This window comes from Mesorhizobium sp. CNPSo 4671 (assembly GCF_057784245.1).
Map to the genome: position 1 here is coordinate 1 of NZ_JBWLUW010000035.1, position 22,747 is coordinate 22,747.

A 22,747-nucleotide genomic window follows, 5' to 3' on the forward strand; every position below is an offset into this window, starting at 1 on the left:
GAGAAAATCTGGTTCGCCGATCTGCCGACCCGGTGGCGCTGAAGCTCAACCGCGCCTCTCGCGAACCCGGCCGCGGCGTCCGCGCAGGGCTGTTAGCCCCGCTTGGCCGGCCGGGCAGGGATGCTCGCCCGCAGTTGCACCGGCTCGTCCGCTCCGCGTGCCGGGGGGGTCTTCGAGATGAAGACGAGGAGATCGCCAGGTCGCAGGACAGACGAACCAGCCCTGGTCGAAGGGCGATGATCGACTGGACGAAGCGCCGGCATCCGTCCCGGCTGCCGTGGCGGATCGACTTCCTCTGGCGGGTCTGGCCGAACCGTAGTGCTGATCCCCGGGCTCGTCTCGGTGGCGATGACCTCAAGGCAATCCTTCGCGCGTGCTATGAGGAAATTGACGAGGCGTGGGATCGCTTCGATTCGGGGCGGCCATCCTCGCCACGAGCGGCCCGGTCGATGGCGTCGATCCCGAACTTTGTGGGCTGGTCCCGGCGCTTGCTCGAGTGGATGACGGCGTCCTGCCGTCCCGCACGCTTGCGCTCCGCTTGAGCCTCGTCGACGGTAATTTAAATCAACTACAGCTGACGGCGGTCGAGTGATGAACCAAACCTATACTAGGCCGGCGGCGATAAGTGTTTTTGCGACAGGCGCGAAGAATTGTTTAGGGACGGCGTCGCTGAGGTTCATTGTGCTGATGAGCTGATGGGCAAGCACATGATCATCGACAATGTGGACACGTAGTGACCGCGCCTCATTTAACATGTCTGAAGCAGCATCGCCCTCTGCGCGGCAAACCAAGATCGGTATCCCGATCTCGTCGCGAACGTAACGCAGACCGACCAATATTCCACTCCCTTTGAAGACCAAGTTGGCCCGGCGCACCCCAAGCGGAGGTTCGCCAGCAGACTCGTCGCGGACGCGACGCCGCTCACTCTTCAACTCGGGCGCGCCTTGTTGTTCCTTCACCTCGCGCATCACCTCGGTCTTGGTCATGCGCATTTCGCGCATAAACAACGCACGCTGGACCAGAAGATCGATGAGTCCGCCGATAAGAAGTGCGCCGGCGCCAATCTCGCTCAGCAGCTTCGCCTGTGTAAACACGAGGCCGACGCAGCCCATGCCACAGACCGGCAAATAGACCATCGTCTTCCACGTGCCGAGAAGGAAGAGGAGGAAGATTGCGCTGAGAACCACGAATTTGAAAAATGTCTTGCCAACCTCCACTGCAGAGCGCGCAGACGCCATGCGCTTCAGCCCTTGAAACGGGTTAATCTTGTCGAAGTTGAACGTCATAGACTCTAGTGAGAAGACAAAGCCACCATTGGCTACCAATCCTGCCAGAATTACGGCGGCGACCAGGCTTCCAAGCAGCGGCCCTACAGTATTCAGTATAAGTTCTGCCAGCAGGACCAATGCTTGCCCCACCGCGAGATCGAAAGGCAGATTCTGCAGATTGTCGGCTAACAGTAGCGCTTCCTGACATTTGTCTTGGATGACATGCCCCCTTAGCCAGATGTAGCCGAACCCAACGCAAGTGGCGGCCGCGCGGGCAAAATCGGCGCTACGTGGAATCTGCCCCTTTTTTCGCGCTTCGCTCAGCTTCTTCGGGGTGGCGGGGTATGTCTTCTCTTCACTCTCATCGCTCATTTTAGCAGCCCGGCGAACCACTCAAGCGTGCCATTCGCTTGTGTAATCTCCAGTTTCATCCCCTCGATGAGAAAGGCGGTATACGTAACCATGATGATCGGAAAACCGATATTCTTGATCATTGGGGATAGTTGGCTCGACTTGAACTGCGGCGCAAAACGCCGCAGTATCATCATTGATATGTCAACAAGCAGCAGAAAGGACACCACAGGCCCGGAGACCAACAATGTCGTGCGCATGATGTGGTCGAGGAGACTTAGTACCTGCATTGCTCCTTGCGCGCTCATTGTGGGATGGAACCGATCCACGGGCCAGATCTGGAAGCTGCCGTAAAGCGCGCTGATCACGGCCTCCAGGCCTCCTGATGCGACGAAGATGGTAATTGCAGTGATTCCGAGGAAAACACCCATGGCGGAAGCTTGGCTGTTCGTCGCCGGGTCCGACGGAGCGGACGGGCTGGTAATGCCACGCTGGTTGTCGATAAACTCGCCGGCCGCCTGAAGGCTCCATAACGGGATGCCGAGAAAAGTGCCAAGCAGCAGGCCGACAAATACCTCCTTCAATCCGAGCAGAGCCACCTGGATCATGCGTGTTTCAGGATCGAGTGCCTGCAGCCCGTCACTGACGTGTACGATGCATGGTAGTGCGAAGGAAACAGCCAGGCAGCTGCGGACCAGTCCGCCGATCTGAGCCCGTGCAAACAACGGAAGAACCATCATAATGCTTATCGTGCGGGCCGTACCGAGGCCGCCTGCAACGACAAGTTCGATCGCCGCATGGATCAGGACTTGAATCTCTGCCGATGACGGATACATCTGGGGCTAGTAGCCAGGTGTCATTGTGGGAAAGTCGGTAAAGATCTGGTCGGCCAGCCCAATGAGCGGGGCGCTTAGCACAGGGGCAGACAGGCTAATCACCGCGATCACGACCAAAAGCTTCACGGTGAGCGGCAAGCTCTCGTCCTGGATCTGCGTTGCCGCCTGGATGATGCCAATGACGAGGCCAACAATCACGGATGCAATGAGCGGTGGCAGAATCCAGATCATGAAAACCACCAGGGACTGGCTCATAAAAGTGACAATACTGGATTGAGTGATAATCAACCTCCCGGTGTGGCGTAACTCAACACAAGTCCGTGCATCAATCTCGACCAACCATCAATGGCAACAAACAAGAAGAGTTTGAACGGGACAGATATGACTGTCGGCGATACCATCGACATGCCCATCGCCATCAAAATCGTCGTTACGACAAGATCGATGACGATAAAAGGAAGATAAAGGAGGAAGCCTATTTCAAACGCACGCTTGAGTTCTGATATTAGAAACGATGGTATGAGAATGGCAAAGTCATCAGATGTGGTTTTGGCACGCATTTCCTCGGGCCAGAGCTTCTCGGTCGAGGAGAGGAAAAAACGGCGCTGCTCATCATTTGTGAACTTCTTGAGATATTCGTGCATGGGCTCGCTCCCCGTTTTTGCGGCGCTTACCCAGTCATCCAACGTTTGATAGCGGAGCTTCGGATCGGTCATCCGGTCATAAGTCTGTTCAATAACAGGCGCGCTGACGAAAATGGTGAGGATCAATGCCGCAGCATACAACACTATGTTCGGCGGTATCGTCTGAGTACCGAGCGCATTGCGGACGAGAAACAGAACAACCGAGACCTTTACAAACGCCGTGGTTGTTACGACTACCAAAACCAGCAGGCCAAGGCCCGCCGTCACCGCAAGAAGCGATAGAATTGCCGGCTGGACCTCAGTCATGGGATGCCAACCTGCCACGGAGCCTGACGCCGAGCTGATCTCCGATCCGCACGATATCGCCACGCCCGATACGCCGACCATTGGCAAGTATGTCGACTGGACCCTCGATCGGTCGACCAAGTTCGAAAATATGCCCTTCGCCGGCGCTCCGCAATTCGCCAAGAGGCATCGGCCAGCGGCCGCATTCGAAGACAAGCACGAGCTCGACATCGTCCAGATCAGCTTCCGACGGTTCCTGCTGCAATTCGAATTGTGTCGTCATATGCGTATTCTCCAAGGGCCAAGACTGGGGGAAAAAGGGCCCCCGCAGGATCAGGTGGTCGCCCTCAATATCTGCCCCGGCCAATAACCGGCCCACGGATAGAGCAATCTGGCCGTGGCCGAACGGCGACACGTCTGGCAACAGAGCATCACCGACGCTTGCCTTGCGAAGAAGCGCGGCCGGAATGCAAAGCGTGCCGATCCGCCCTGCAACCATGACCGGCAGCTCTGGGGGTAGCTCGCGTGGCTGTCTCGATAATAGGCCAACCAATTTGCCGAACGTGCGGAACACAGACGGCACCAACCCATCTAGAGGCGAGAACAAGAACAGGTGGCCCTTGCCATTGACCGGCCCGAAGGTGATATCAAGTCCTAGATAAGGAGCCACTGTCATCGCTTCGCGAACATGCAACAGCTGCACGTTTGCTTGCGTCTGCTCCTCCAGTCGGGCGACCAGTGGCTCGAGTGCAAATTCGACAATGAGCGAAGCAGTAGGCTCCGAAGGGAAAGCAAGGCCGCTCTGCACAGTCGTGACGAGCGCCTCTACAAGCCGTCGCGACAACGACAAGACGATCGTTTCAGCTCCCACGCGCCACACGCAGTCAAGCATGGGAATGGCGGAGGCTGGTTCCTGCCGCCAGACAATCCCATCCATGCGAACCGACAGCGGCTGATCGCTGATGCGGCTCTGAAAGGGCTTACGGGTGGCCGCTATATCATTGACCCACGAGACAACCTCGTGGGACAGCGTTAGCGCCGGTTCAAAAATAGTAGGTGTGACCACTGGGGCTAGCTCAATCTATCGGATTTCGTTGTCCGACATTCGGGCCAGCGAATCCCTCCCGTATCGAAGTGACATCTCATCATCAGCCTCTATTTCGCCTGCGGCCTCCGAATGAATATCAACGGCGCGCCGGACGTCATCCTCGATTTGTTGCCACTTGCGCCTTGCCGCCGAACGTCTGACCCATAAGGCCCTCGTCTCGGACGCCGCTGTCTCGGCCTTTGCTTGGATGGTGCGCGCATCATCAAGCGTCTGGCGTCTGGTGTTGACCACAGTCGCAAGGCGCTCAATGTGAAGGTGGTGATGGTCGAGTGCTGCGCTCGACAAGGTGTCGAGCGACATCAGCTCCTGGTAGTGCTCCGCTTCGGCCCTTGCGCAATGCTGCTGTGCGATTGCGAGCCCGTGGGAGGCATCCTGTACGGCTAGGGCGGCCATACGGCACTCGGCTTCCTTCTCGGACAGCTCCCTAAGGGCACTACGCTCTTGCATATCCTTCAGAAGCCGTAACCTCGAAGCGTGAATACATTTCACGCGGTCAGACGCGACATCCATGCCACCGTTTCCTCAAAATCCGACGCCTCGCCTTCGCTCTGCTGCAAAAACTCCCTCAGTTCGCCAATCGAGGCGACAGCCCTGTCCGTTAGCGGATCGCCGCCTTGCTTATATTCGCCGACGTTGATCAAAAACTCCGTCTCGGCATAGCGCGAGAGGAGATCACGGAAGACGGATGCAGCCTTGCGATGCGCCCCGGACACGACCGCGTCCATCACGCGGCTGCGGCTCTGCAGTACATCAATAGCGGGAAAATGCGATCGCGCCGCGATAGCGCGTGACAGCACGACATGGCCGTCGAGAATGCCGCGCGATTCCTCCGCGATGGGATCGCCTGTGCCATCACCTTCGACAAGTACGGTATAGAAGGCCGTGATTGAGCCGTGCTCACCCATGCCGGCACGTTCCAGTAGGCCCGGCAACATGGCAAAAACGGAAGGCGGAAAGCCTCGCCGGGTCGGCGGCTCGCCCGCGGCAAGGCCTATTTCGCGCATGGCGCGGCAGAAGCGCGTCAGTGAGTCCAACATGAGCGCAACGCGTAGCCCTTGTTCGCGAAAGTATTCCGCGAGTGCGGTTGCCATAGGGGCACATTGCGCCCGCTCCACAGCGGAGCGGTCGGAGGTTTCAACGACAACAACCGTGCGGCGCAGACCCTCCTCCCCAAGATGCCGCTCGATGAATTCGCGAACCTCACGTCCACGTTCTCCTATGAGCGCCACAATGATAACGTCGGCGGCAGCGCCTTTTACGATCTGCGACAACAAGGTCGACTTGCCACAGCCAGGCTCGCCATAAATCCCGATCCGCTGGCCTTCGCCGCATGTGAGCAGACCATCCAGTGCACGGACCCCGAGCGGGAACGGCAACTCGACAATACGCCTTGTCATCGGATTGGGCGCCCTGCCGTGCAGCGGCCGCGTTTCGGCGGTCTTGATTTCGCCTTTGCCATCAAGCGGGCGGCAACGGCTATCAACCACACGGCCAAGCAAATCCTGGCCTACTGGTACTTCACGCATACGTCCAGTCGATATGACCTCTGCGCGGCTGGACAGGCCCATCAAGTCACCGATTGGCGTGAGCAACACCTCGTTGTCCAACAAGCCGATCACCTCGGCTTCGAGCGACAGGCCAGTCCGCGTATCCTGCAGCAAACAGAGTTCGCCAATCCGCGTGTCTGGCAGGACAGCATGGACGAGTGTCCCGACAGCCCGCGTGACCCGCCCGCGTACAACACGCGTGTCGATTTGCTTTGCTGTAGACCTCAAAGACGCGATCGCCGGATCGTGAACCCGGCTGCCGGCGAGATTATTATGCTGCGGCACCGGCGTGATCACGCTTCGCCGTCTTCGTGTTGCAACCCGAAGCCAAGGCGCAGTGCGCGCAACTGTGCATCAAGTCCAAGATCGACGTTGCCATACTCGCTCCACAGCACGCACTGTTGCGGCGACAAGGCCGGATCCGGATCGATGCGAACCCTCGGCCGACCCTCCCGCCCGTCGCATTCAGCAAACGCACGCGCGAGCAAATCGACTTGTGTGGGACACACATGAAGGCAAACTTCCGCACCGCTATATTTGCGCTCGATCGCGTGGCGAACCGCTTTCACCAACAGCTCGCCCGGATCGAAAGCGCCCAGAAGACCGGTTAGGATTTCTATTACCAGCTGTGGCAATTCCTGCTCCAGAGCCGCCCTTCGTCGCGCGACATCGGAGGCTGCCCGCGCAACCAATCCCGTCATTTCCTCCGCGCCTGCTTGCAAGCCCTCAGCATGGCCGCGCGCCCGCTCACGCTCATAAGCTGCGCGTATATGGCTGCGAACCCGCTCTTGATACCGTTTTGCTGCGTCAAGTGCTTCTGTGGCGTTGTGCCAGATATCGAGCTCACGCCCCGGTATCAGTGGCCCGACTGGGCGCATCTGCGGCGCGCCGCATGCTGCGGAAACATCGACTGTCATATCACCGGAACTCCGTCTCAAGATGGGCCAGGACAAGGGAAAACAACTGGCCCGAAGCATTCCTGTGTTCGGGCGCAGGGTTCTCGGTGGCGGTCCCGACGGGCAACCGCAGAAGCACGCGTTTGCGCTCAAGCGCCGAACTGTCATCGAGCCAAGCACCAAGGCAGGCAAGTCCATCGTGCTCAATTTGCTGCGCGAGTTTTTCCGGATCAGCAATCAAGCTGGTTTCAATCGCATGCGCGAGGTGTCGGATGCCAAACGCGTGAGCATCCTCGCCGATATGTCCAATAAGCGCGGTGAGGTGAGGCTTTGAAACGAGCTTCAGCAGCGAACGGGCATGCCAGATACTCCCGGCAAGGAGAGCAGCCCGACGCGGATCGTATCCGCGCAGAAGATCCGGCCCCCAGCCGCTTCCGTCCGAACCCATTTGATTGTCAAGCAGCAATTCTGCCAGTCTTGGTTGCAGCCTGGGACACTTCTGCAACTGCACCAATGTCGGAGCCGACAACGCCGGATCAAGACATGCGGCAAGACGAGTTGGATGAGCCGAAGCAACAAGATCGCTCAGGCGTACGGAACGCATTTGAATCTCATGATCACGCTCGGCGGTCTCTATCGCTGTTGGCATCGGGGTATATTACCTATGCCCTATAGCCGATGAGCTTTTTGCGAATAGCCTCGACGGCTGACCCACCGGGGCGGCCCTCGACTTTGGCTATTTCGCCCGATGACTGCCTGCGCCGACGCCTTAGAACACTGGCCAGAAGATAGCACGCCACTGCGAACACAGCCGCGGCAACACCGGTCACGATTGCCAGAAGTGGCGCTGGATCGGATCTCGGTGCCTGGGCCGAAACAGTCGCCTGTAGAGGCTGTTGCTCATGTACGGACGGTTCCACCGGCACCAAAACCACTTCGACCTTTTCGTAGGACAGGCCTTCGATGCTGTCAGCGACGAGCATCTTTATCTTGGGCAGCAGAGCTGAGATGTTTGCTTTCGCGTCATGCCGGATGAAAACCGAGGCCGAGGATGGCGTGCCGCCCGATCGTAACAGGTCGTTGTTCGGCAGAACGACATGAACACGTACCGAGAAGACGCCATCGATATCGCTGATCGTTCGCGACAACTCTTCGCTCAGGGCATAGACGTAGCGGGCACGCTCCTCGGTCGGCGAGGCAATCAGGCCTGATCCGCTGAAAATCTCGCCGAGGTTCTTGAAAGATTGGCGGGGCAAGCCCTTGGCATTCAGCAGATTGATTGACCGCGCAAGCAGCTTCTCGTCGACCTGGATCGTACTGGTCCCATCTTTAGCGGCAACTCGGACCGCATCAACCCCATTGTCAATCAGAAGTGCGACCATCTCATTCGCCTCGCGCTCCTGTAATTGCGTATAGAGGTCGACCTTGCACCCACTCAGGGCGAAGAGAAGTGGCAGCACGACAAAATGAAGCGATCGCCAACCGGGCGGGCGACTACGCATGATCTCGCCATGGGCCAAGCCAGTCATGCGGGCCGTTCATCCCTCTTTCAAGAGCTTGTTCACAGATGAGGTGATGCCGCTGACCCCTTTGGTTATAAGGGAAACTTGGGTGACGCCATTATAGACATCACGCAGATCAGCAATCATCGATTCGAAATCATGTCCTGGCTGCGTTCCGGGTCCCCCACTTTCCACGGGGAGCTTCTGTGTCGGCTGAGCGAGAGCGTCCTTCTGCAGGGCTACAGGATGGTCAAACGCTGCAGACGTAACTGCGCTGACACGGTACATTGAAGAAATCGTCTCGAGCACACGGTCGCCCAGTGGGCTTGTCGGTGAAGCCGCGCGTTGAACATCCAACTGTGCGACAACTGGCGCCGCTCCCGCATGCGCAGAAACGGTATCGTTTTTCATCGTGGCAGCCGCCTGCGCTAGCGCGCGATCGAACTGGGCCTGTTCGCCCAATGACTGTGACGCGACCCGGGGAAGAAAATCCGTCAGACTGGCAGCGATCGAAGTGACAGGCGTCATCATGCAATACCCGATTGTTTTCTCTCTCACGCAGGATGAGCCGAGCCGGTTGTTACCCGCTGTTGTGTCGATGCCTACAGAGGCAAGCTGACGACAAGCTGACAAAGGTCACGGTTAATCATTTAAAAAGTCACATAGCGGCCTTTAGTGACTTGTGAGAGTTTCAGCCTTTGGTTTATCAGGACGACATGTCAAGAACGCTCATCCGATCCACGATCCTGCACAGCTTGAAGAGACTTCTGTGCCTGGGGGTTTTTTTCTCCATCGGAATTCACACAACTCTCGCCGTCCCTCTGTCGCTGCCCTCCACACCCTATAGGTATACAGTTCTGGATCAGGATCTCTCTGCCGCGTTGCAGGACTTCGGGGACAACCTGAACATCACGATCAACATCAGCCCCGAGGTGAAGGGGCGGATTCGCGGGCGCATGCCAGATTTGCCACCGCGCGAGTTCCTCGACCGGTTGACCAAGGTGTACGATCTCCAATGGTACTATGATGGGCTTGTGCTCTATGTAACTGCCGCCCATGAGGCGCAAACGCGGATGGTTGTGTTGACTTCGATTCGCTTCGAAGCGTTCAAGGCGGCTCTCGATAAATTTGGCATCTCCGATAACCGCTATGTCGTGAGACCCGCGCCGGGAAATGGCCTCGTCTTGGTTTCCGGTCCGCCGCGCTTCATCGCTCTCGTGGAACAGACGTTCAATGGCCTCGTGGCGGAGGCGCAGGCGCATCCTCACGTCGCGCCGGCGCCGACGAGGGGATCTGTGATGATATTGTTTCGCGGCTCCTCCACCATGGTCGTCCGCGATGGGCAACCAGAAGCCTCATATTCTTCTGACGTGCCACAGCAAGATGGCGCGAAGCCTGAGCTGAGTCAGAAATGATATCTATGGATCGCCGCAGTTGGCCGGAGAAGGCATCAACAGCAACCGCATCCTAATTGAGAATTTCTTTCCAATTCGTCAGGTTCTCGAAAGCTGAACCGCTCATCGTGGGATTCATGATCTCAAACGATCACTGGCCGTTGTGCTAGAGTTGAACCTACGAGCCATCAAGGAGCGGAGCAATCAAAGTGGGCAAGGGGCGAGTTGGCATCCCGGCCAATGCTTGGATTTGTTAAAGTTCATGAACGCGTTTGTCGCCCTCTTAGGGGATTGCAGTCACGTCTAAGGAGCCAAGAATGTCGATCAATAGCGCCACTAACGTTTACAGCAGCACGAACCTCTCGCTGGACAACAGCCTGAACCCTTCGCAGTTCGCACAGGTCTGGTCGAGCTCGGCATCTGCATTAGACAGGACTCAGCAAAGAGCGCCGTCCTTTGACGGGATGCTGTCTAGTTACCTGCTCGAAACAAAGGATAGTCCCTTCGCGCTTCGGGATGCGCTGTCGCGGAATATTGACTTGCCTGAAGGATTGTACCGGCCCTCATCGGAACCGCTGTCGGATGCCGCGTCTTCCCTGGAAGAGTTGTCCCGGCACCCACTGGACCTTCTGCCGCCACATATGAGGGCAGCAATCGAAGCAATGGATCAGCAGCCCCAGCCCACTGCGACTGATCCCCAGGCCACTGCGACCGATCCCCAGCCCGTGGCGCCCGCGCCTATAAGAAGCGACAGAATCACGTGGAACGGAGGCTCGCTGACCGATCGGGAGTTGCAGATCGTGGCGGTGCTGAACCGTCACAAGGACCTAATGCCCCTCGATTGGAAATCGTTGGGGGAGAAAGCCAATGATCCCTCCACGCCACCGGACTTGAAAGCGGCGATCGAGGCCTTGCAGCAGGATCCAGAGCTCTTTTACGCGATCGGCTCGCAGGGCGATGGCCGCTGCGGCGGCAAGATCAAGGCGAAGGATCTGGCCGGATTCTCCAACGGTCACCCACAAGTTGCGGCGTTTCAGGAGCAGCAGGCGCAAAACTACACAAAGAACTACATTCCATCCGACACCACTGAAAATACACAGCCGTCGGTCATGACGGCGAGCGACGCGATGCGCGAACTTTACCGATACTCCGAAAACCTGCCGAAGAATCTCAGTGTGGCTGATTTCAAGCAGATCGTTTCAGGCGAAGCCAAAACCGGCAAATGTCCGCCCCAGGTCATTGCTGCGGCTCAGTACTTCGTCGACCACCCATCTGAGTGGAAGCAGTTGTACGGTGGTACGATAGACAAGGTTCATAAAGAAGATTTCCTGCAGGTCGCTTCATCAGCGATGAGCCTCACTCGAACCGAGCTGGATACTATCGAAACGATCAAGAGCAACCAGGACGCCTTCTTTGGGAGCGGTGTCCTGACTCGTGATAAGCTCGCGAAGATGGCTGCGGACAAGAGCCTGGATCCGAAAGTGCAGCAAGCGGCCTCACAGCTACTCGCGGATCCTCTGCTGTTCAGCCTGCTGAACAATTCGATCACAGGTTACAAGACCCACCATCGTTTCTTCGACTTCGGCGGCGGGCATACAGTCGATTCCGGAGACATCAGCAAAAACGATTTTGCCCACTTCTGCGACGGTATGTCGTCTGCCAATCGCGCCGTTCAGCAGCCCAAGACCCATGTGCCTGAAACCGCTGCGGAGCAAGAAGCCACTTCGGACATGATGGCGGGCCTGACGGACCAGCCTGATACCAAGTCAGCCAAAAAGAACGGCGGAGCTTTCATGCATGCGGTATCCGGAGTGCTCAAAATTCACTCTCAAATTCTTGACTGGGCTGCAACGGCGGTGGGCTTGCTTAGCTTCGTCCCCGGCCTCGGACAAATAGCCGATGTTGCATCGATGGCGCTTTCAGCAGAGGCGCAGGCTGAAAATCTTGTCCGTACAGCCATTACCGGAGGCAATATGAAGCATGCCCTGGAAGAAGCTGGGATCGCTATCGGAGCACAGGCGCTCGGCCTTATTGCGGGGCCTGAGGTCAAGCTGGCAATTCGCAACGGACTCGTGAAGAAGGCGCTCGAAGAGGCCGCCACGGCCGGGATCAATCTGCCGATTACCGTGGCTCAAAGCTATGCAGAAGGTTATTTGAATAACCTGCACGCACGCCTTAACTCCGCGCCTGCATAAGCCGGTGGTGTTCCCAACCGGGTCGGCACAACGGCTTTGTCTCACCATTGCCTGACGTGCGCTTTCCTGCGCGTGCCTTGTCCATGCGGTCGATCGGGCGCCGCGCAGGCTTTGCCTCCAGCTCGCCGATCTAATCGGCGGCTGGAAAATCGGAAGTTCGAGATCCGGTCCAGAGCAGGTCCAGCTTGATCCGGTGGATCTATTTTTGCAGTTGGCCGATGAGAAGGTGAGTACAGCTCGAAAAGGCAACCCCGCAGGAATTCTGCGCGCCAAGCAGAGAGCCACACCAAGGCCTCATAGGAGGTGGATTTTCAAAAGGATTGCCGCACAAAGTGGAACCTAGCTCCGGTCAGCCCGGCCGCAACCCGAACATCGGTCGCGACCCTGGCCAGGTGTCAATGATGACGATGCTATCCGTCTTGTCTAGCTGGATAGAGCAAGGAAACCGCGCCGATGCGCATCATCAGCTGCGGACGGCGAACATGCTGATAGGTGCGGCGCCCGCGAAGATGGGACCTCCGATAGCCCGGGGCCCATGGTTGCGTAACAGCCGCCGCGTGGCTCGCGGCCACGCAGCCGCGCTGACTTGCTCGAGACGGCCCGGCCTCGGTGGTGGCGCCTCGGCATTGAACCAAGTCGTTCGCCGGCGATAAAGGCGGCGCGGAGCTTTTCAGATCCCAACAACGATCGCCGCTCAGTGCTGTTGCCGTCGTCCCGTGGCCATGGGTGCTTGGGGAATTGTCGGCCCCTGTCGCGGTGATAGTCACCGCTGCATTCCAAGCAAATGATCAGCGCTGCCCGTCGACGAGAGGTGGGGGGGCAGCGTGTACCCATCCGGGTTGTCCAACGATCTCGAGTGGGCGACGATCGGGCATTTAAACAAGTTTGCGCCAGCCATTGCAAATTCGAAGAATCAGCGATCGTGCCTTCTGGGAGCAGGTGCCGACTCTATCGGGCGAAGAAGAAGGACACGAAATCACTCACCATTTTTGTCCACGGTGAATGTCCTGTATTTGGCAACCGGGATGGCCGCACGATCACCCTTGCTTGGTGTGACAGCATTGTTGTCGAACAAGTCGCGCGGATCGTTGATCATTACCGCGAGATTGTGGCGCGTCGAACAGCCAAATGTCTGGTCGAAGAATTCATCGTTGAGCACCGTACTGGAAAACGAGGGACACACAGGAGGGCGGGCCTGATAGACAATCGCCTCTATTCGCGCTGCGCGGCCGTCGTGTTGGTCCAGCAAGTGGATGTTGGAAGCGGCGATACCCATCAGCTTCGCCTGATGGACCACCTCTGCGCTGAGCAGGGGCGACCCGCTGATAAGAAGACGAAGCGCATCGCGCCGACCCCTGCTGGCCCTGTCGAGGAAAACGCGCAGACGCTGCAGTTCTGAAGCGCGAAGGCTTTGCAATATGAGGACGGTGGTCTCTTGCCGGATGAGAATCGGTGTCGATGGCTCTACATAAATGGGCGCGCTTACGCAGCCACTTAGGCTTGTTGTCAGGGCAACCAAGAGAAGTTTGATCCGCAACGTCACTCTACCTGCTATTCGATAATGAAGCCGTCACTGCTCTTGGCATCTGGCGCGGAGCTGCGCACAGCAGCGCGGCCTCGCGGAGCTGTTGCCGACGAATTTGTCACAGTGACACCCCTGGCCGAGTGCAAAGCCATACGGCCCGTTGGCGCGCTCATCTGGTCGGGGCTCGATCCCGGTCTTACGATGTAAGGCGTAACCAGAATAACCAATTCCGACTCATCCTTTTGAAACGAGGACGAACGGAACAGCGCGCCAAGGACCGGCACTTCGGCGAGCCCTGGGAAAGCACTGATGCTATTGCTGACGTTACGCCGGATCAGCCCACCAATCGCAAAGCTTTGCCCGCTGGCGAGTTCGACGACCGTGTCGGCACGGCGAGTGGAAATTGCCGGCACTGAGATGCCGTTGATTTGAACGGCACCTTGTGACGTGAGTTCACTGACTTCGGGCTTTACGCGAATATTGATCTGGTCGTTGCTGAGAACTGTGGGTAAGAACTCGAGGCTGACACCGAAGTGACGGAATTCAATCGAAACTTGCCCATTTTGCTGAGGGACAGGGACAGGGAATTCGCCTCCTGCGAGGAAGCTAGCGGTCTGACCGGACATCGCAGTGAGATTCGGCTCAGCCAAGACGGAAGCAATGTGCTCCTTGGCGAGCGCGTCGAGCACCGCTCCGATGCTGACATTGCCATCGTCGTATCCGATTTCCGCTGTACCACCACCACCGGCGGCACCAGAGGCAGCACCTCTGTCGCCGCTTATCAAACCAACTTTGAAGTTGCCGAACTGTCCGAAGGCCGACAGGTTAATACCCAGTTGCTTCATGGCGCCACGGGAGACCTCGGCAACGCGCACACTCAGATTGACCTGCAAGGAACCAGCGACCTTGATGTTGTTGACGACCTGCGCACCGTCACCGAGAAATTGCTCAGTTACGCTTTTCGCGGTGTCGACGGTTGCTGCGTCGGGCGCTGTACCACTAAGGATTGCGCCGCGCGGCGTATACTTGACGCGGATCGGATAGTCGCCGACCTGCTCCCTTAACATGGCCCGCAGATCGCCGATCGGTTGCGTGACGACAATATGCAGCTCGGCCAAAGCCTCGCCCTTATCATCCAAGGCGAACAGGCTGGTCCGCCCGGTTTTCTTGCCGAAGACGAAGACTGTCTTGTTCGAGGGTGCCTGATAGTCGGCGATCGTAGGGTCGGCAACAAAGATGGTAGCGGCTGGGCCGGGCAGATGGATTGTCTTGCCGAGCGAAGAGGAAAGGTTCAGCGTGGCATGGATGCTATTGGAAGCGGCATCCGGCTTCACGTCATCCCCGTTTTCTTGAGCCGCGGCAGAAAGTGGCGACAACAGCATGAGTGCGCACAGGAGAGGGCCCAAGTAAGGACAACCGGTAGCTCTCAAATCGTCGATGAGGGTTGGCCGCCGTTTGGTGCCACGAGGACGAGTTCGAACCATTTTCAAGAGATTCTTTCTTTCACATGACCAACTATGCGGATGCCGCATCAGGCAATTCAAGAATGTAACCAATGCCCCGCACGGTCTTGATCAGTGGCGTTGCACCTGACCTCTTTAGATGTCCACGTAGGCGATAGATTCCGACTTCGAGCGCGTTGGTAGATACTTCTTCGTTGAACGAATAGAGATGGCCTTCCAACTGCTCGCGCGGCACAATGCGGCCTGCACGATTAAGCAGATGCTCAAGAATACATAGTTCGCGTCGTGCGATCGTCAGAGGACGACCTGCCACGCAGATCTCTCGGCTGATCGGGTCGAAGTTGAGATTACCAAATACAAGGATAGGGTCGGTCATCCATGTCGACCGGCGCTGAATGGCTCTCATTCTGGCGATGAGCTCTTCGGGACTGACCGGTTTGAGCAGAAAATCGTCCGCGCCACCATTGAAAATGGCGATTCGCTTCTCGGGATCGCCAAGACCGCTCATAATGACGGCAGGAACCGAATGGCCCTCGCTCCTTAGCTGCTTCAGCCAGCCCAAGCCATCGCCATCGGGCAAACCCAACTCCAGCAGGAGAATTTCATAGCTCGCGCAATGAAATGCACTCGAGGCCTGTTCCAGAGTGCAGGCTACGTCAACGGCAAAACCGCTACTCACGAGCGCAGCGCGCACAGCGCGCACGAAAGCCGTATGATGATCAACGAGCAACGTTCGCATGTCACCTCACATCAATGCAGGAAAATCAATTGAGCGTCACCGTCAGTCAGGACCCGGGGTAGCAGCAGAAGTCGCGCGCAACGCATTCGTTGCCACTCTTTCGCATGAGTAATTGCTGAAGCATGCAAGCCGCATGCCGGCAGCCGCGGATAAGATCATGTGAAGACCTGATTTGCGGACCGAAACCGACGGTCGGCCGGCTCAAAAAGCCGCCAACCTCGCCTGCGATTTCTCTGCGCATCGAACCTCCTGCGTGTAGCGCCCTGCTTTCATCAGCCAGCGTTGCCCGAAGCCAATGATTCGATGACTAAAGGGGTTAGCTTTGAAGAACCAATCGATTGTTCTGGTCGGAGGCATCCACGCGGTGGATGGGTTATGTGATCCCTATGCCGTTCAATGAACCGACATTCGAAATGACCTCGATCGGTCGGCAGGCTGATGAAACCATCGACAAGTGCAGATGCGCATAGTGATTTGACGAAGCTGTCACGACATAGGTGCCGCAGCCGGTGCGTGTGAGTGAGACCAAGTGTCTGAAGCGAGCGCAGCGCTTCGCCGACGATCGATGCTCACCTATCGGCTGGCCAGTTGGGGTTCCCTTGCCAATGCCGACAGAACGTCGCGACGTGATGCCCGGAGCGGATGTGGGTTCCGCTGCGTTTTGTCGACTGATTGGAGTTAATGCCGAAAGCCAATCAGTCAAATCACCTATCCCCAACGCTTCGATTGCCAATCTGCTCGCAAAACACGGCCGTCTCCATGGGGCATGCATTCCTGGTGTGCTAGCTGCCGTGCTATCCTAAGCCCGGTTCGAAATAGGCCAGGCGTTCCTGGGTCGACCCTCAGATGAGCGTGACGCCGCGGGGCAGGAGACCCTGCGCATGCTCGCCGCCTGTTGAGGTGTATCGCGCGCTGGGCTTGCGCCATAGGAGGATCATAAGGTCAGGGTAAATGTCGACGGGCTTGAGAGCGCTCGCCGATCGTCGGCGTTCTCGGTGACGGAATCCGATCCTCGTCGACGGCACGCGCGCAGTGCAGTCCTCCGTGTTGAGATGCTGGTTTCGTGTCAGCGAGATGCACCCGTCGGTAAAGGAGCTCACGCAGCCGGTCCGGGGCACTGCACGGAGCGGCCGACCTGCGTGAGTTTGCGCAAAGCAGGGATGCCTCGGAAGTCCGACACGGACTATCGGGGCGTCCTCCAGGGGTGTATCGATCGTGTCGCCGGTGGAAAGGCGGCCATAGATCGCGCTGACGGCGAGCTCGTACCTTCCTTTATCGGTAGACGACCCTTTGACCGCTTGCCGCCCGCGTTGCGCACCGTCCGCAGTCTCAATTGAAGTATCGTGGTCGGGGCATAGCGGTCGGCGCTCGACCGTGTCCCGAGCCGAGGCCACGTGGCCAACTCGTGGCTCAATGTCCTGCCAGGCGAGGGGCAGAGGAGTTACGGGGACGGAGCGGCCCCTTACAAGTGGCGAGACCCGCCGCCACAGGCCTGAATGGCACAAAGCTCAAGCCAGCGCGCGCGAAGCGGACAATGATGACCAGCCACTGTCAGCCCAACGGCGACGGCAAATCCGCGCCGGCCGCCAAGGCGGACTCCGACGGCGGCGCTGAGCGCGTGATGCATGTCCGAAACCTGACAACGACAGAAAACATGTCGGGTTCAATAAAAAAAGGGGATGTTGGGATGATGGCGGCTTTCAAGCGAAGTGATCGCGCACTGGGCGCTGAGCGCGTTGGCACGACCTTTGCTCGTTGAATTCCGGCAACAATGAATGTGGCAACACCGAGTTAAACGGGCCGCACCAGGCGGGCGAGACGAGCGATGCTCTCCTTTCCTTGAACCTGAGTGGCCCTCGCTAATATGCAAACGAGCTCGACCATAAGTCGCTGCCTCGTGGCATAGCCTTGGAGACCAATATGGCACTGCAGATCGACTCACCGGCTCCTTCGATCAAGGCCGAGACCTGGCTGCGTGGTAAGCCCCTCGCCAGCTTCCATCCCGGCAAAGTGTACGTCGTCGAGTTTTGGTCAACTTGGTGCCGACCATCTGCGGCGGCGGCGTCCCAATTGGTGCAACTGCAGGAGAAATATAGGGACGACGGACTTGAGGTCGTCGCAACCGCTGCCGATGATTACGCCGTCTCGCCTGTTGCCCGAGCCAGGCTGGAATCATGGCTGACCGAAAAGTTCTCGGATCTGAACTATCGGGTCGCATTCGATTCCTCAGGGGAAATGAACAGGCTTTGGAGGGAGCGCAGCTGTTCTGTCGGGCTGCCCACCTCGTTCGTGGTCGACCGGGATGGCAACATCGCTTTTATCGGTCACCCATGGCAACTCGAAGCGGTGTTGCCGAAAGTAATTAACGGCAGCTGGCGCACCAGCGACGATGCGAAAGCGACCAATCTGGAAAGGGTCGCCAGAAACAACGCAATAGCGCGCGAAGAGGCTTTGAAGAAGCCGATCTACGACAGGTTCTGTGCGGCGATACGGAAAGGGGATTGGAGGACGGCGCTCTCGGCAATCGAACAGGGAGTAGCCCTGATGCCGGATGATATCCATTTCCGCTTGGCTCATGTGCATTTGGTGGTTCACAAAATGCATGACATGTGGGCCGGCGTACCCCTCATGCGCCAATTGGTTCGGGATGCGATCGACAGAAACTCCGAGAACTGGATGCTTGCAGCCCTGGACCAACTCTTCGGTTCCGCGCATGACCATTCGCGCTTCCCGTCCGCCGAGCGCTTCGCGTTCGGCAAAGAGTTGTCACAACACATTCTCGCACTTAATCCCGCGCAAGCCCCAAAGTTCCAGTCCTATCCTGCAGTAGCCAGGTACGTTTACGAGAGCGGCAACAAGGATTTCGCGATCGAGTTGCTGAAGCTGGCACTGAAGTCGCTCGATGACCCGGAGCCTGTTCCAGACGGCCTGAGACGACATCACCTGCCAGATCTGCTGCAGGCCTTGGCCAGCTACAAGGCTGGGAGGACTGTGACAGCGCTCTATGCGGGGCTCTGCAGAACTTTTCCCGAAAATACCAACCTGCGGCCGGCCGGGGAAAATACATAAAAGGCACGTCAGTTTGCATGTTTAACGGTCAATTCGTCCATTTCCTTGGCGTGGCCGCAGCAAATAGGCCCGATGCAGTGCCAGGTAAGCCGTTTGCGGCAAGTTCAAGGCTCCAATCTTGCGACCTGCGGTCACATCACGACGCAATCGATGTTGCACGCGTAACCGCGAAGGCAGCGCAGTCGAAGACGCCCCCGAGGCCGGCCACCAGGCCATCGATTTCTTGGAATTGCGCGCCCCGAACCGGGCGCCGACAGCGCAAGTGTGCCCGAAGTAGGCGTTGCCGAGCAAAGAAATCGTCCTTTGAGGAAGAGGAATGGGAAAATATGAAATGTGGGACGCGGCGATTAGCCCCGGCGGTCGACGAGGACGAAGCGGCCCTTGCCACCCCATTCCTCAGATGTCTCGTGCGGGTGATCCGTTCGGAGGAAGCCTACTGCTTATGGGAAGGCAGATCGGACGCCGCGCTGCTGGCGGACTTCATCGTCACCAAAAAAAAGTTCCGTGCGATTCCTGGCATGGGCTATCCCGATCCGTACGTGCTGTGGAGGATCGACATGTTTTACACCGCCGTCGGGCTTGCGATCGCGGAGCGTTTCCGCCCGGTTACATCGCCAATCATGGAGAGGAGAACCGTAAGGCCTCCGGACGCGTGCGCTTCGGGACCAGGTGTTTGTTCGTTCTCTCCTGACGTCGATCGGTTCGGCTTCGAGACTTTCCGGCAACTCGCGGAAGCCGGTAGCAAACTGGTCGACGATGCGACCGCAGAGATTGAACCCTGTGCCGGCGCGGCGGCGACGGCGTGATGAAAACCGGAGACGGATTAATGTCAGATCTCGAGAAGTTGCGGAAGAAGGTCCGCAGGCTGCAGTCGCGTGCGGGAACTGCGAAGATGGAGTTGCACGATCTTGCCGAGGACCTGCCGGTCAACTGGACTGAGATCAACGCTGTTGCCGCAAAAACGTTCGCCGTTTTTGCCGAGTGGGACGCTGCCAAGAGGGACCTCGCTGCGTGGGAGAATGCGCGATGACGAACGCTTTCGTCACCCGCGACGGATCCACCTGGATGCCGCAGTATCTCACCGCTATCGACGGCACGACCTGCATCGGCTGCGGCCGCTGCTTCAAGGTCTGCTCGCGCGAGGTCATGCACCTTTACGGCGTCGATGACGCGGGTGAAATCCTCGGCCGCTGCGACGGCGAAGACGACGATTTCGATGGCGAGCTCAATCGCATGATCATGGTCGTCGACCATGCTGGCCGCTGTGTCGGCTGCGGAGCCTGCGCGCGCGTCTGCCCGAAGAACTGCCAGACACATGTTGCGGCCGACAAGATCACTGCGTGACATGGCCGACAAACCAGGAGAACTGCGTTGCCCTATAGAACCTTCTGTCTCGTCCTGTGGCTGGTGCTGTGTGCCGTCGCTTCGACTGTCTACGTCGCTTCGCATTCCATCCGCGCAGTGGTGGTCACGACACTTGCTTGTTCGTTGCTCCTTCAGCTGACCTATTTCGCAAGCGTGCTCTTTCTGGTCTGGCGATCCGGCTGCGCTAGCAGGGCCTGCAAGAAGGGAGCATATCGGTCGTTGGGAGAAAATCGGATGGTGCCGAACGATAATGAGGTGGCCGATGGGACCTCAGACATGCCTCAGCGTCTTGCAATTGGCCGCATGTCGCGACTTCGTTGAGGCACGGTGGCAAGACATAACATTTCCGTCATTCCAGTCCCCGCAGAATGCAACTCTTCAGTTCGATCTGCAGTGGGAGTCGATCGCAGCAGGTCGCATGGCGACCACTTGATTCATTGGCTTATGAGACGCTGGATATAATGATCGGCCTTTCTTGAACATCGGACAACGACGCGTGGCGCAACAGCAAACACGCCTCTTAGCCGACCCCGCAAGCTATAGGTCCTTGCCGGAGAGAACATGCTTCATAAGTTCGAGCGCTACCCGCTCACCTTTGGACCGACGCCCATCGAGAAACTCGACCGCCTTGGCAGGCATCTGGGCGGAAAGGTGGAAATCTACGCTAAACGTGAGGACTGCAACTCCGGACTTGCATTTGGCGGAAACAAGCTGCGCAAGCTCGAATACATCATCCCCGACGCCATCGCCTCAGATGCCGATACCCTTGTTTCCATCGGCGGCGTGCAATCCAACCACACGCGCATCGTGGCCGCGGTCGCGGCCAGGATTGGCATGAAATGCCACCTGGTTCAGGAGAGCTGGGTCCCACATGAGGATGCCGTTTATGACCGTGTCGGCAACATTCTTCTGAGCCGCATCATGGGAGCAGAGGTGCACCTGGTCGACGAGGGCTTTGACATCGGGATTCGCCGCAGCTGGGAAAAGGCGCTCTATGAGGTCAAGGCAAGGGGCGGCAGACCCTATGCAATACCAGCTGGCGCGTCCGTTCACCCATATGGCGGTCTCGGCTACGTCGGGTTCGCGGAAGAGGTGCGCGCTCAGGAGAATCAGCTTGGGTTTGCATTTGACTTTATCGTGGTTTGCACCGTCACGGGCTCGACACATGCCGGCATGCTCGTCGGATTTGCCAATGATGGTCGACATCGCAACGTCATCGGTATCGATGCCTCTGCCACTCCAGCGCAAACCAAGGCGCAAGTGCTGGCAATTGCCGAACATACAGCGGAGCTCGTCGATCTCAAAATGGGACTGGTCGAGGAAGATGTGGTGTTGCTCGAGGAGTACGCTCACCCCTGTTACGGCATTCCCTCATCGCAAACCAAGGATGCTATTCGTCTGTGCGCGCGGCTCGAGGGTATAATTACCGATCCCGTTTACGAGGGCAAATCGATGCAAGGGATGATCGACCTCGTCCAGAAAGGCTTTTTTGCCGAAGGGTCGAGAGTCCTTTTCGCGCATCTCGGCGGTGCGCCGGCGATCAACGGCTACAGCTACAGCTTTCGCAACGGCTGACCCATACGGACCGCGTCAGAAATTGACCCGGCTGGGCGTTAGACCAGGCCCGATTGGTGTTGACCGCACTTCCAGGCCGTTCTTTTTCTGCGATGGATCATGTCATGGCAGGGATGCTGGGAAATATAGGCTTGAGCAGCCGTTTATCCAAGGAATGCACGCAAGATTTTGCGCTGACGCTCGGCGCGGCGAAATGATCGACTCAAAAAAATCAGACGTATGCAATCAATGTTGCGTAGCTAACCGCCTGCCATGAACGCTTCGACGTGTTAGCCTTTTTTTGTTGTAGTCTGACCCGCGAAGCGGCCTTCATACCCACGAACCGGCGTGCCCAGAGTTTGCTCAAAAATCAGCTGGCAAATTTTCATCCCAGTCCGCAGTTTGACCAGCACTTTATTGTGATTGACCATTTCGAGCCGGATCTGGCCGGCGAAGCCTGCATGGATGGTCGGGGCGGTTAGATGAATTCCGATCCCTAATCTTGCAAGAGAGCTTTTCCCCTCAACGCGAGCAGCTATCCGAGACTGGAACTTCAATTCCACGAACTCGCGCGTCCAAGCCAGGATCATGTGGTGGGCGGGAATTCAAACCCGTGCTCTTCATCGATATCGACGGGCGTAGTGATTTCCGCCATTACCTCTTCGTGATTGTATCCCTTCTGCGAAGGATCAATAGAGAGGTTAATGCCTGTCTTCTGGTCTTTGAAAAGGGTCAGACGTCGATCAAGGGTTAGATCGAGGCCGGTCGAGCTGTAGAAGGAGATATCAGGGGCGGGATCTATAATGATCGCTTCGTTTTGCAAAGCGATCTGGATTTCATGTTAGTCAGTATCGCCCTGTCAAACGCCATCCGGAACTGCCCCCTTTGCGTCATGAAGAACTGCCCCCACCATCGGGTTCATGATGTCGGTTGAAGGTTGGTTCCGCCGGTGACGGGCCGGAGGGAGGCGGAGCCGACCGGAGGCCTGTCACCGGCGGGCGGCCTG

Annotated in this window: 25 protein-coding genes and 1 pseudogene; 10 read left to right on the forward strand and 16 right to left on the reverse strand. The window is 57.8% G+C overall.

Annotated features, from left to right (window positions below):
• Window positions 1–542, forward strand: a pseudogene (locus tag AC04SF_RS36635) (hypothetical protein); the annotation flags it as partial.
• 60 nt (window positions 543–602) lie between these two features.
• Here the strand turns inward: AC04SF_RS36635 and AC04SF_RS36640 are convergent.
• The 11 genes from AC04SF_RS36640 to AC04SF_RS36690 are packed head-to-tail and all read right to left on the reverse strand — an operon-like array spanning window position 603 to window position 8,968.
• On the reverse strand, window positions 603–1,640 hold the full coding sequence (locus AC04SF_RS36640; protein ID WP_488481768.1) for an EscU/YscU/HrcU family type III secretion system export apparatus switch protein: 1,038 nt from the start codon (window positions 1,638–1,640) through the stop codon (window positions 603–605).
• Window positions 1,637–2,455: a type III secretion system export apparatus subunit SctT gene (gene sctT / locus AC04SF_RS36645; protein WP_488481769.1), complete on the reverse strand. Its 819-nt coding sequence runs from the start codon at window positions 2,453–2,455 to the stop codon at window positions 1,637–1,639. Before sctT ends, AC04SF_RS36640 begins: the two co-directional genes overlap by 4 nt.
• Before the next feature lie 6 nt (window positions 2,456–2,461).
• Window positions 2,462–2,710: an EscS/YscS/HrcS family type III secretion system export apparatus protein gene (locus AC04SF_RS36650; protein ID WP_488481770.1), complete on the reverse strand. Its 249-nt coding sequence runs from the start codon at window positions 2,708–2,710 to the stop codon at window positions 2,462–2,464.
• A 29-nt stretch (window positions 2,711–2,739) separates the two neighbouring features.
• The gene (sctR, locus tag AC04SF_RS36655; protein WP_488481771.1) at window positions 2,740–3,405 is read right to left on the reverse strand and encodes a type III secretion system export apparatus subunit SctR; all 666 of its coding nucleotides are present in this window, start codon (window positions 3,403–3,405) and stop codon (window positions 2,740–2,742) included.
• Window positions 3,398–4,450: a type III secretion system cytoplasmic ring protein SctQ gene (sctQ, locus tag AC04SF_RS36660; RefSeq protein ID WP_488481772.1), complete on the reverse strand. Its 1,053-nt coding sequence runs from the start codon at window positions 4,448–4,450 to the stop codon at window positions 3,398–3,400. The genes sctR and sctQ overlap by 8 nt, the downstream gene beginning before the upstream one ends.
• A 15-nt stretch (window positions 4,451–4,465) precedes the next feature.
• The gene (locus AC04SF_RS36665; protein WP_488481773.1) at window positions 4,466–5,002 is read right to left on the reverse strand and encodes a hypothetical protein; all 537 of its coding nucleotides are present in this window, start codon (window positions 5,000–5,002) and stop codon (window positions 4,466–4,468) included.
• Complete coding sequence (gene sctN / locus AC04SF_RS36670) at window positions 4,978–6,336, reverse strand: type III secretion system ATPase SctN (protein WP_488481774.1); 1,359 nt, start codon at window positions 6,334–6,336, stop codon at window positions 4,978–4,980. The genes AC04SF_RS36665 and sctN overlap by 25 nt, the downstream gene beginning before the upstream one ends.
• Window positions 6,333–6,956 (reverse strand): type III secretion system stator protein SctL, encoded by a 624-nt coding sequence (gene sctL, locus AC04SF_RS36675; protein ID WP_488481775.1) that lies wholly within the window; start codon window positions 6,954–6,956, stop codon window positions 6,333–6,335. Before sctL ends, sctN begins: the two co-directional genes overlap by 4 nt.
• Before the next feature lies 1 nt (window position 6,957).
• Complete coding sequence (locus tag AC04SF_RS36680; protein WP_488481776.1) at window positions 6,958–7,584, reverse strand: nodulation protein NolU; 627 nt, start codon at window positions 7,582–7,584, stop codon at window positions 6,958–6,960.
• A 13-nt stretch (window positions 7,585–7,597) separates the two neighbouring features.
• Window positions 7,598–8,464 carry a type III secretion system inner membrane ring lipoprotein SctJ gene (gene sctJ / locus AC04SF_RS36685; RefSeq protein WP_488481777.1) on the reverse strand — a complete coding sequence of 289 codons (867 nt, stop codon included), beginning with the start codon at window positions 8,462–8,464 and terminating at the stop codon, window positions 7,598–7,600.
• A 9-nt stretch (window positions 8,465–8,473) separates the two neighbouring features.
• On the reverse strand, window positions 8,474–8,968 hold the full coding sequence (locus AC04SF_RS36690; protein ID WP_488481778.1) for a nodulation protein NolB: 495 nt from the start codon (window positions 8,966–8,968) through the stop codon (window positions 8,474–8,476).
• A gap of 185 nt (window positions 8,969–9,153) precedes the next feature.
• Here AC04SF_RS36690 and AC04SF_RS36695 point away from each other — a divergent pair, with 185 nt between their 5' ends.
• Window positions 9,154–9,852, forward strand: a complete 699-nt coding sequence (locus tag AC04SF_RS36695) for a secretin N-terminal domain-containing protein (protein WP_488481779.1) — start codon at window positions 9,154–9,156, stop codon at window positions 9,850–9,852.
• A 296-nt stretch (window positions 9,853–10,148) separates the two neighbouring features.
• On the forward strand, window positions 10,149–12,026 hold the full coding sequence (locus AC04SF_RS36700) for an HrpF/NolX family T3SS translocon protein (protein ID WP_488481780.1): 1,878 nt from the start codon (window positions 10,149–10,151) through the stop codon (window positions 12,024–12,026).
• 976 nt (window positions 12,027–13,002) lie between these two features.
• Here the strand turns inward: AC04SF_RS36700 and AC04SF_RS36705 are convergent.
• The 3 genes from AC04SF_RS36705 to AC04SF_RS36715 are packed head-to-tail and all read right to left on the reverse strand — an operon-like array spanning window position 13,003 to window position 15,753.
• Entirely contained in the window at window positions 13,003–13,569 is a 567-nt protein-coding gene (locus AC04SF_RS36705; protein WP_488481781.1) for a CpaD family pilus assembly lipoprotein, read from the reverse strand.
• A gap of 8 nt (window positions 13,570–13,577) precedes the next feature.
• Window positions 13,578–15,035 (reverse strand): type II and III secretion system protein family protein, encoded by a 1,458-nt coding sequence (locus AC04SF_RS36710; protein WP_488481791.1) that lies wholly within the window; start codon window positions 15,033–15,035, stop codon window positions 13,578–13,580.
• 31 nt (window positions 15,036–15,066) lie between these two features.
• Window positions 15,067–15,753 carry a response regulator gene (locus AC04SF_RS36715; protein ID WP_488481782.1) on the reverse strand — a complete coding sequence of 229 codons (687 nt, stop codon included), beginning with the start codon at window positions 15,751–15,753 and terminating at the stop codon, window positions 15,067–15,069.
• Window positions 15,754–17,287: 1,534 nt separating this feature from the next.
• Between AC04SF_RS36715 and AC04SF_RS36720 the strand changes: the two genes are divergently transcribed.
• The 7 genes from AC04SF_RS36720 to AC04SF_RS36750 all read left to right on the forward strand — a co-directional run bounded on the left by AC04SF_RS36720 (window position 17,288) and on the right by AC04SF_RS36750 (window position 21,762).
• A complete protein-coding gene (locus AC04SF_RS36720) occupies window positions 17,288–17,512 on the forward strand; it encodes a hypothetical protein (RefSeq protein ID WP_488481783.1) in 225 nt (74 codons plus the stop codon).
• A 161-nt stretch (window positions 17,513–17,673) separates the two neighbouring features.
• Window positions 17,674–18,822 carry a TlpA disulfide reductase family protein gene (locus AC04SF_RS36725; protein WP_488481784.1) on the forward strand — a complete coding sequence of 383 codons (1,149 nt, stop codon included), beginning with the start codon at window positions 17,674–17,676 and terminating at the stop codon, window positions 18,820–18,822.
• A gap of 326 nt (window positions 18,823–19,148) precedes the next feature.
• Complete coding sequence (locus AC04SF_RS36730; protein WP_488481785.1) at window positions 19,149–19,628, forward strand: DUF269 domain-containing protein; 480 nt, start codon at window positions 19,149–19,151, stop codon at window positions 19,626–19,628.
• 20 nt (window positions 19,629–19,648) lie between these two features.
• The gene (locus AC04SF_RS36735) at window positions 19,649–19,852 is read left to right on the forward strand and encodes a CCE_0567 family metalloprotein (RefSeq protein WP_488481786.1); all 204 of its coding nucleotides are present in this window, start codon (window positions 19,649–19,651) and stop codon (window positions 19,850–19,852) included.
• Window positions 19,849–20,166 carry a ferredoxin III, nif-specific gene (gene fdxB / locus AC04SF_RS36740; protein ID WP_488481787.1) on the forward strand — a complete coding sequence of 106 codons (318 nt, stop codon included), beginning with the start codon at window positions 19,849–19,851 and terminating at the stop codon, window positions 20,164–20,166. Before AC04SF_RS36735 ends, fdxB begins: the two co-directional genes overlap by 4 nt.
• Before the next feature lie 120 nt (window positions 20,167–20,286).
• Window positions 20,287–20,508, forward strand: a complete 222-nt coding sequence (locus tag AC04SF_RS36745; RefSeq protein ID WP_488481792.1) for an exopolysaccharide production repressor protein — start codon at window positions 20,287–20,289, stop codon at window positions 20,506–20,508.
• 240 nt (window positions 20,509–20,748) lie between these two features.
• Window positions 20,749–21,762, forward strand: coding sequence for a 1-aminocyclopropane-1-carboxylate deaminase (locus AC04SF_RS36750; protein ID WP_488481788.1), 1,014 nt, complete (start codon window positions 20,749–20,751; stop codon window positions 21,760–21,762).
• Between the two features lie 269 nt (window positions 21,763–22,031).
• Here AC04SF_RS36750 and AC04SF_RS36755 read toward each other — a convergent pair whose 3' ends face one another.
• Complete coding sequence (locus tag AC04SF_RS36755) at window positions 22,032–22,304, reverse strand: dCTP deaminase (RefSeq protein WP_488481789.1); 273 nt, start codon at window positions 22,302–22,304, stop codon at window positions 22,032–22,034.
• Window positions 22,305–22,327: 23 nt separating this feature from the next.
• Entirely contained in the window at window positions 22,328–22,564 is a 237-nt protein-coding gene (locus AC04SF_RS36760; RefSeq protein ID WP_488481790.1) for a hypothetical protein, read from the reverse strand.
• Between the last annotated feature and the right edge of the window lie 183 nt (window positions 22,565–22,747).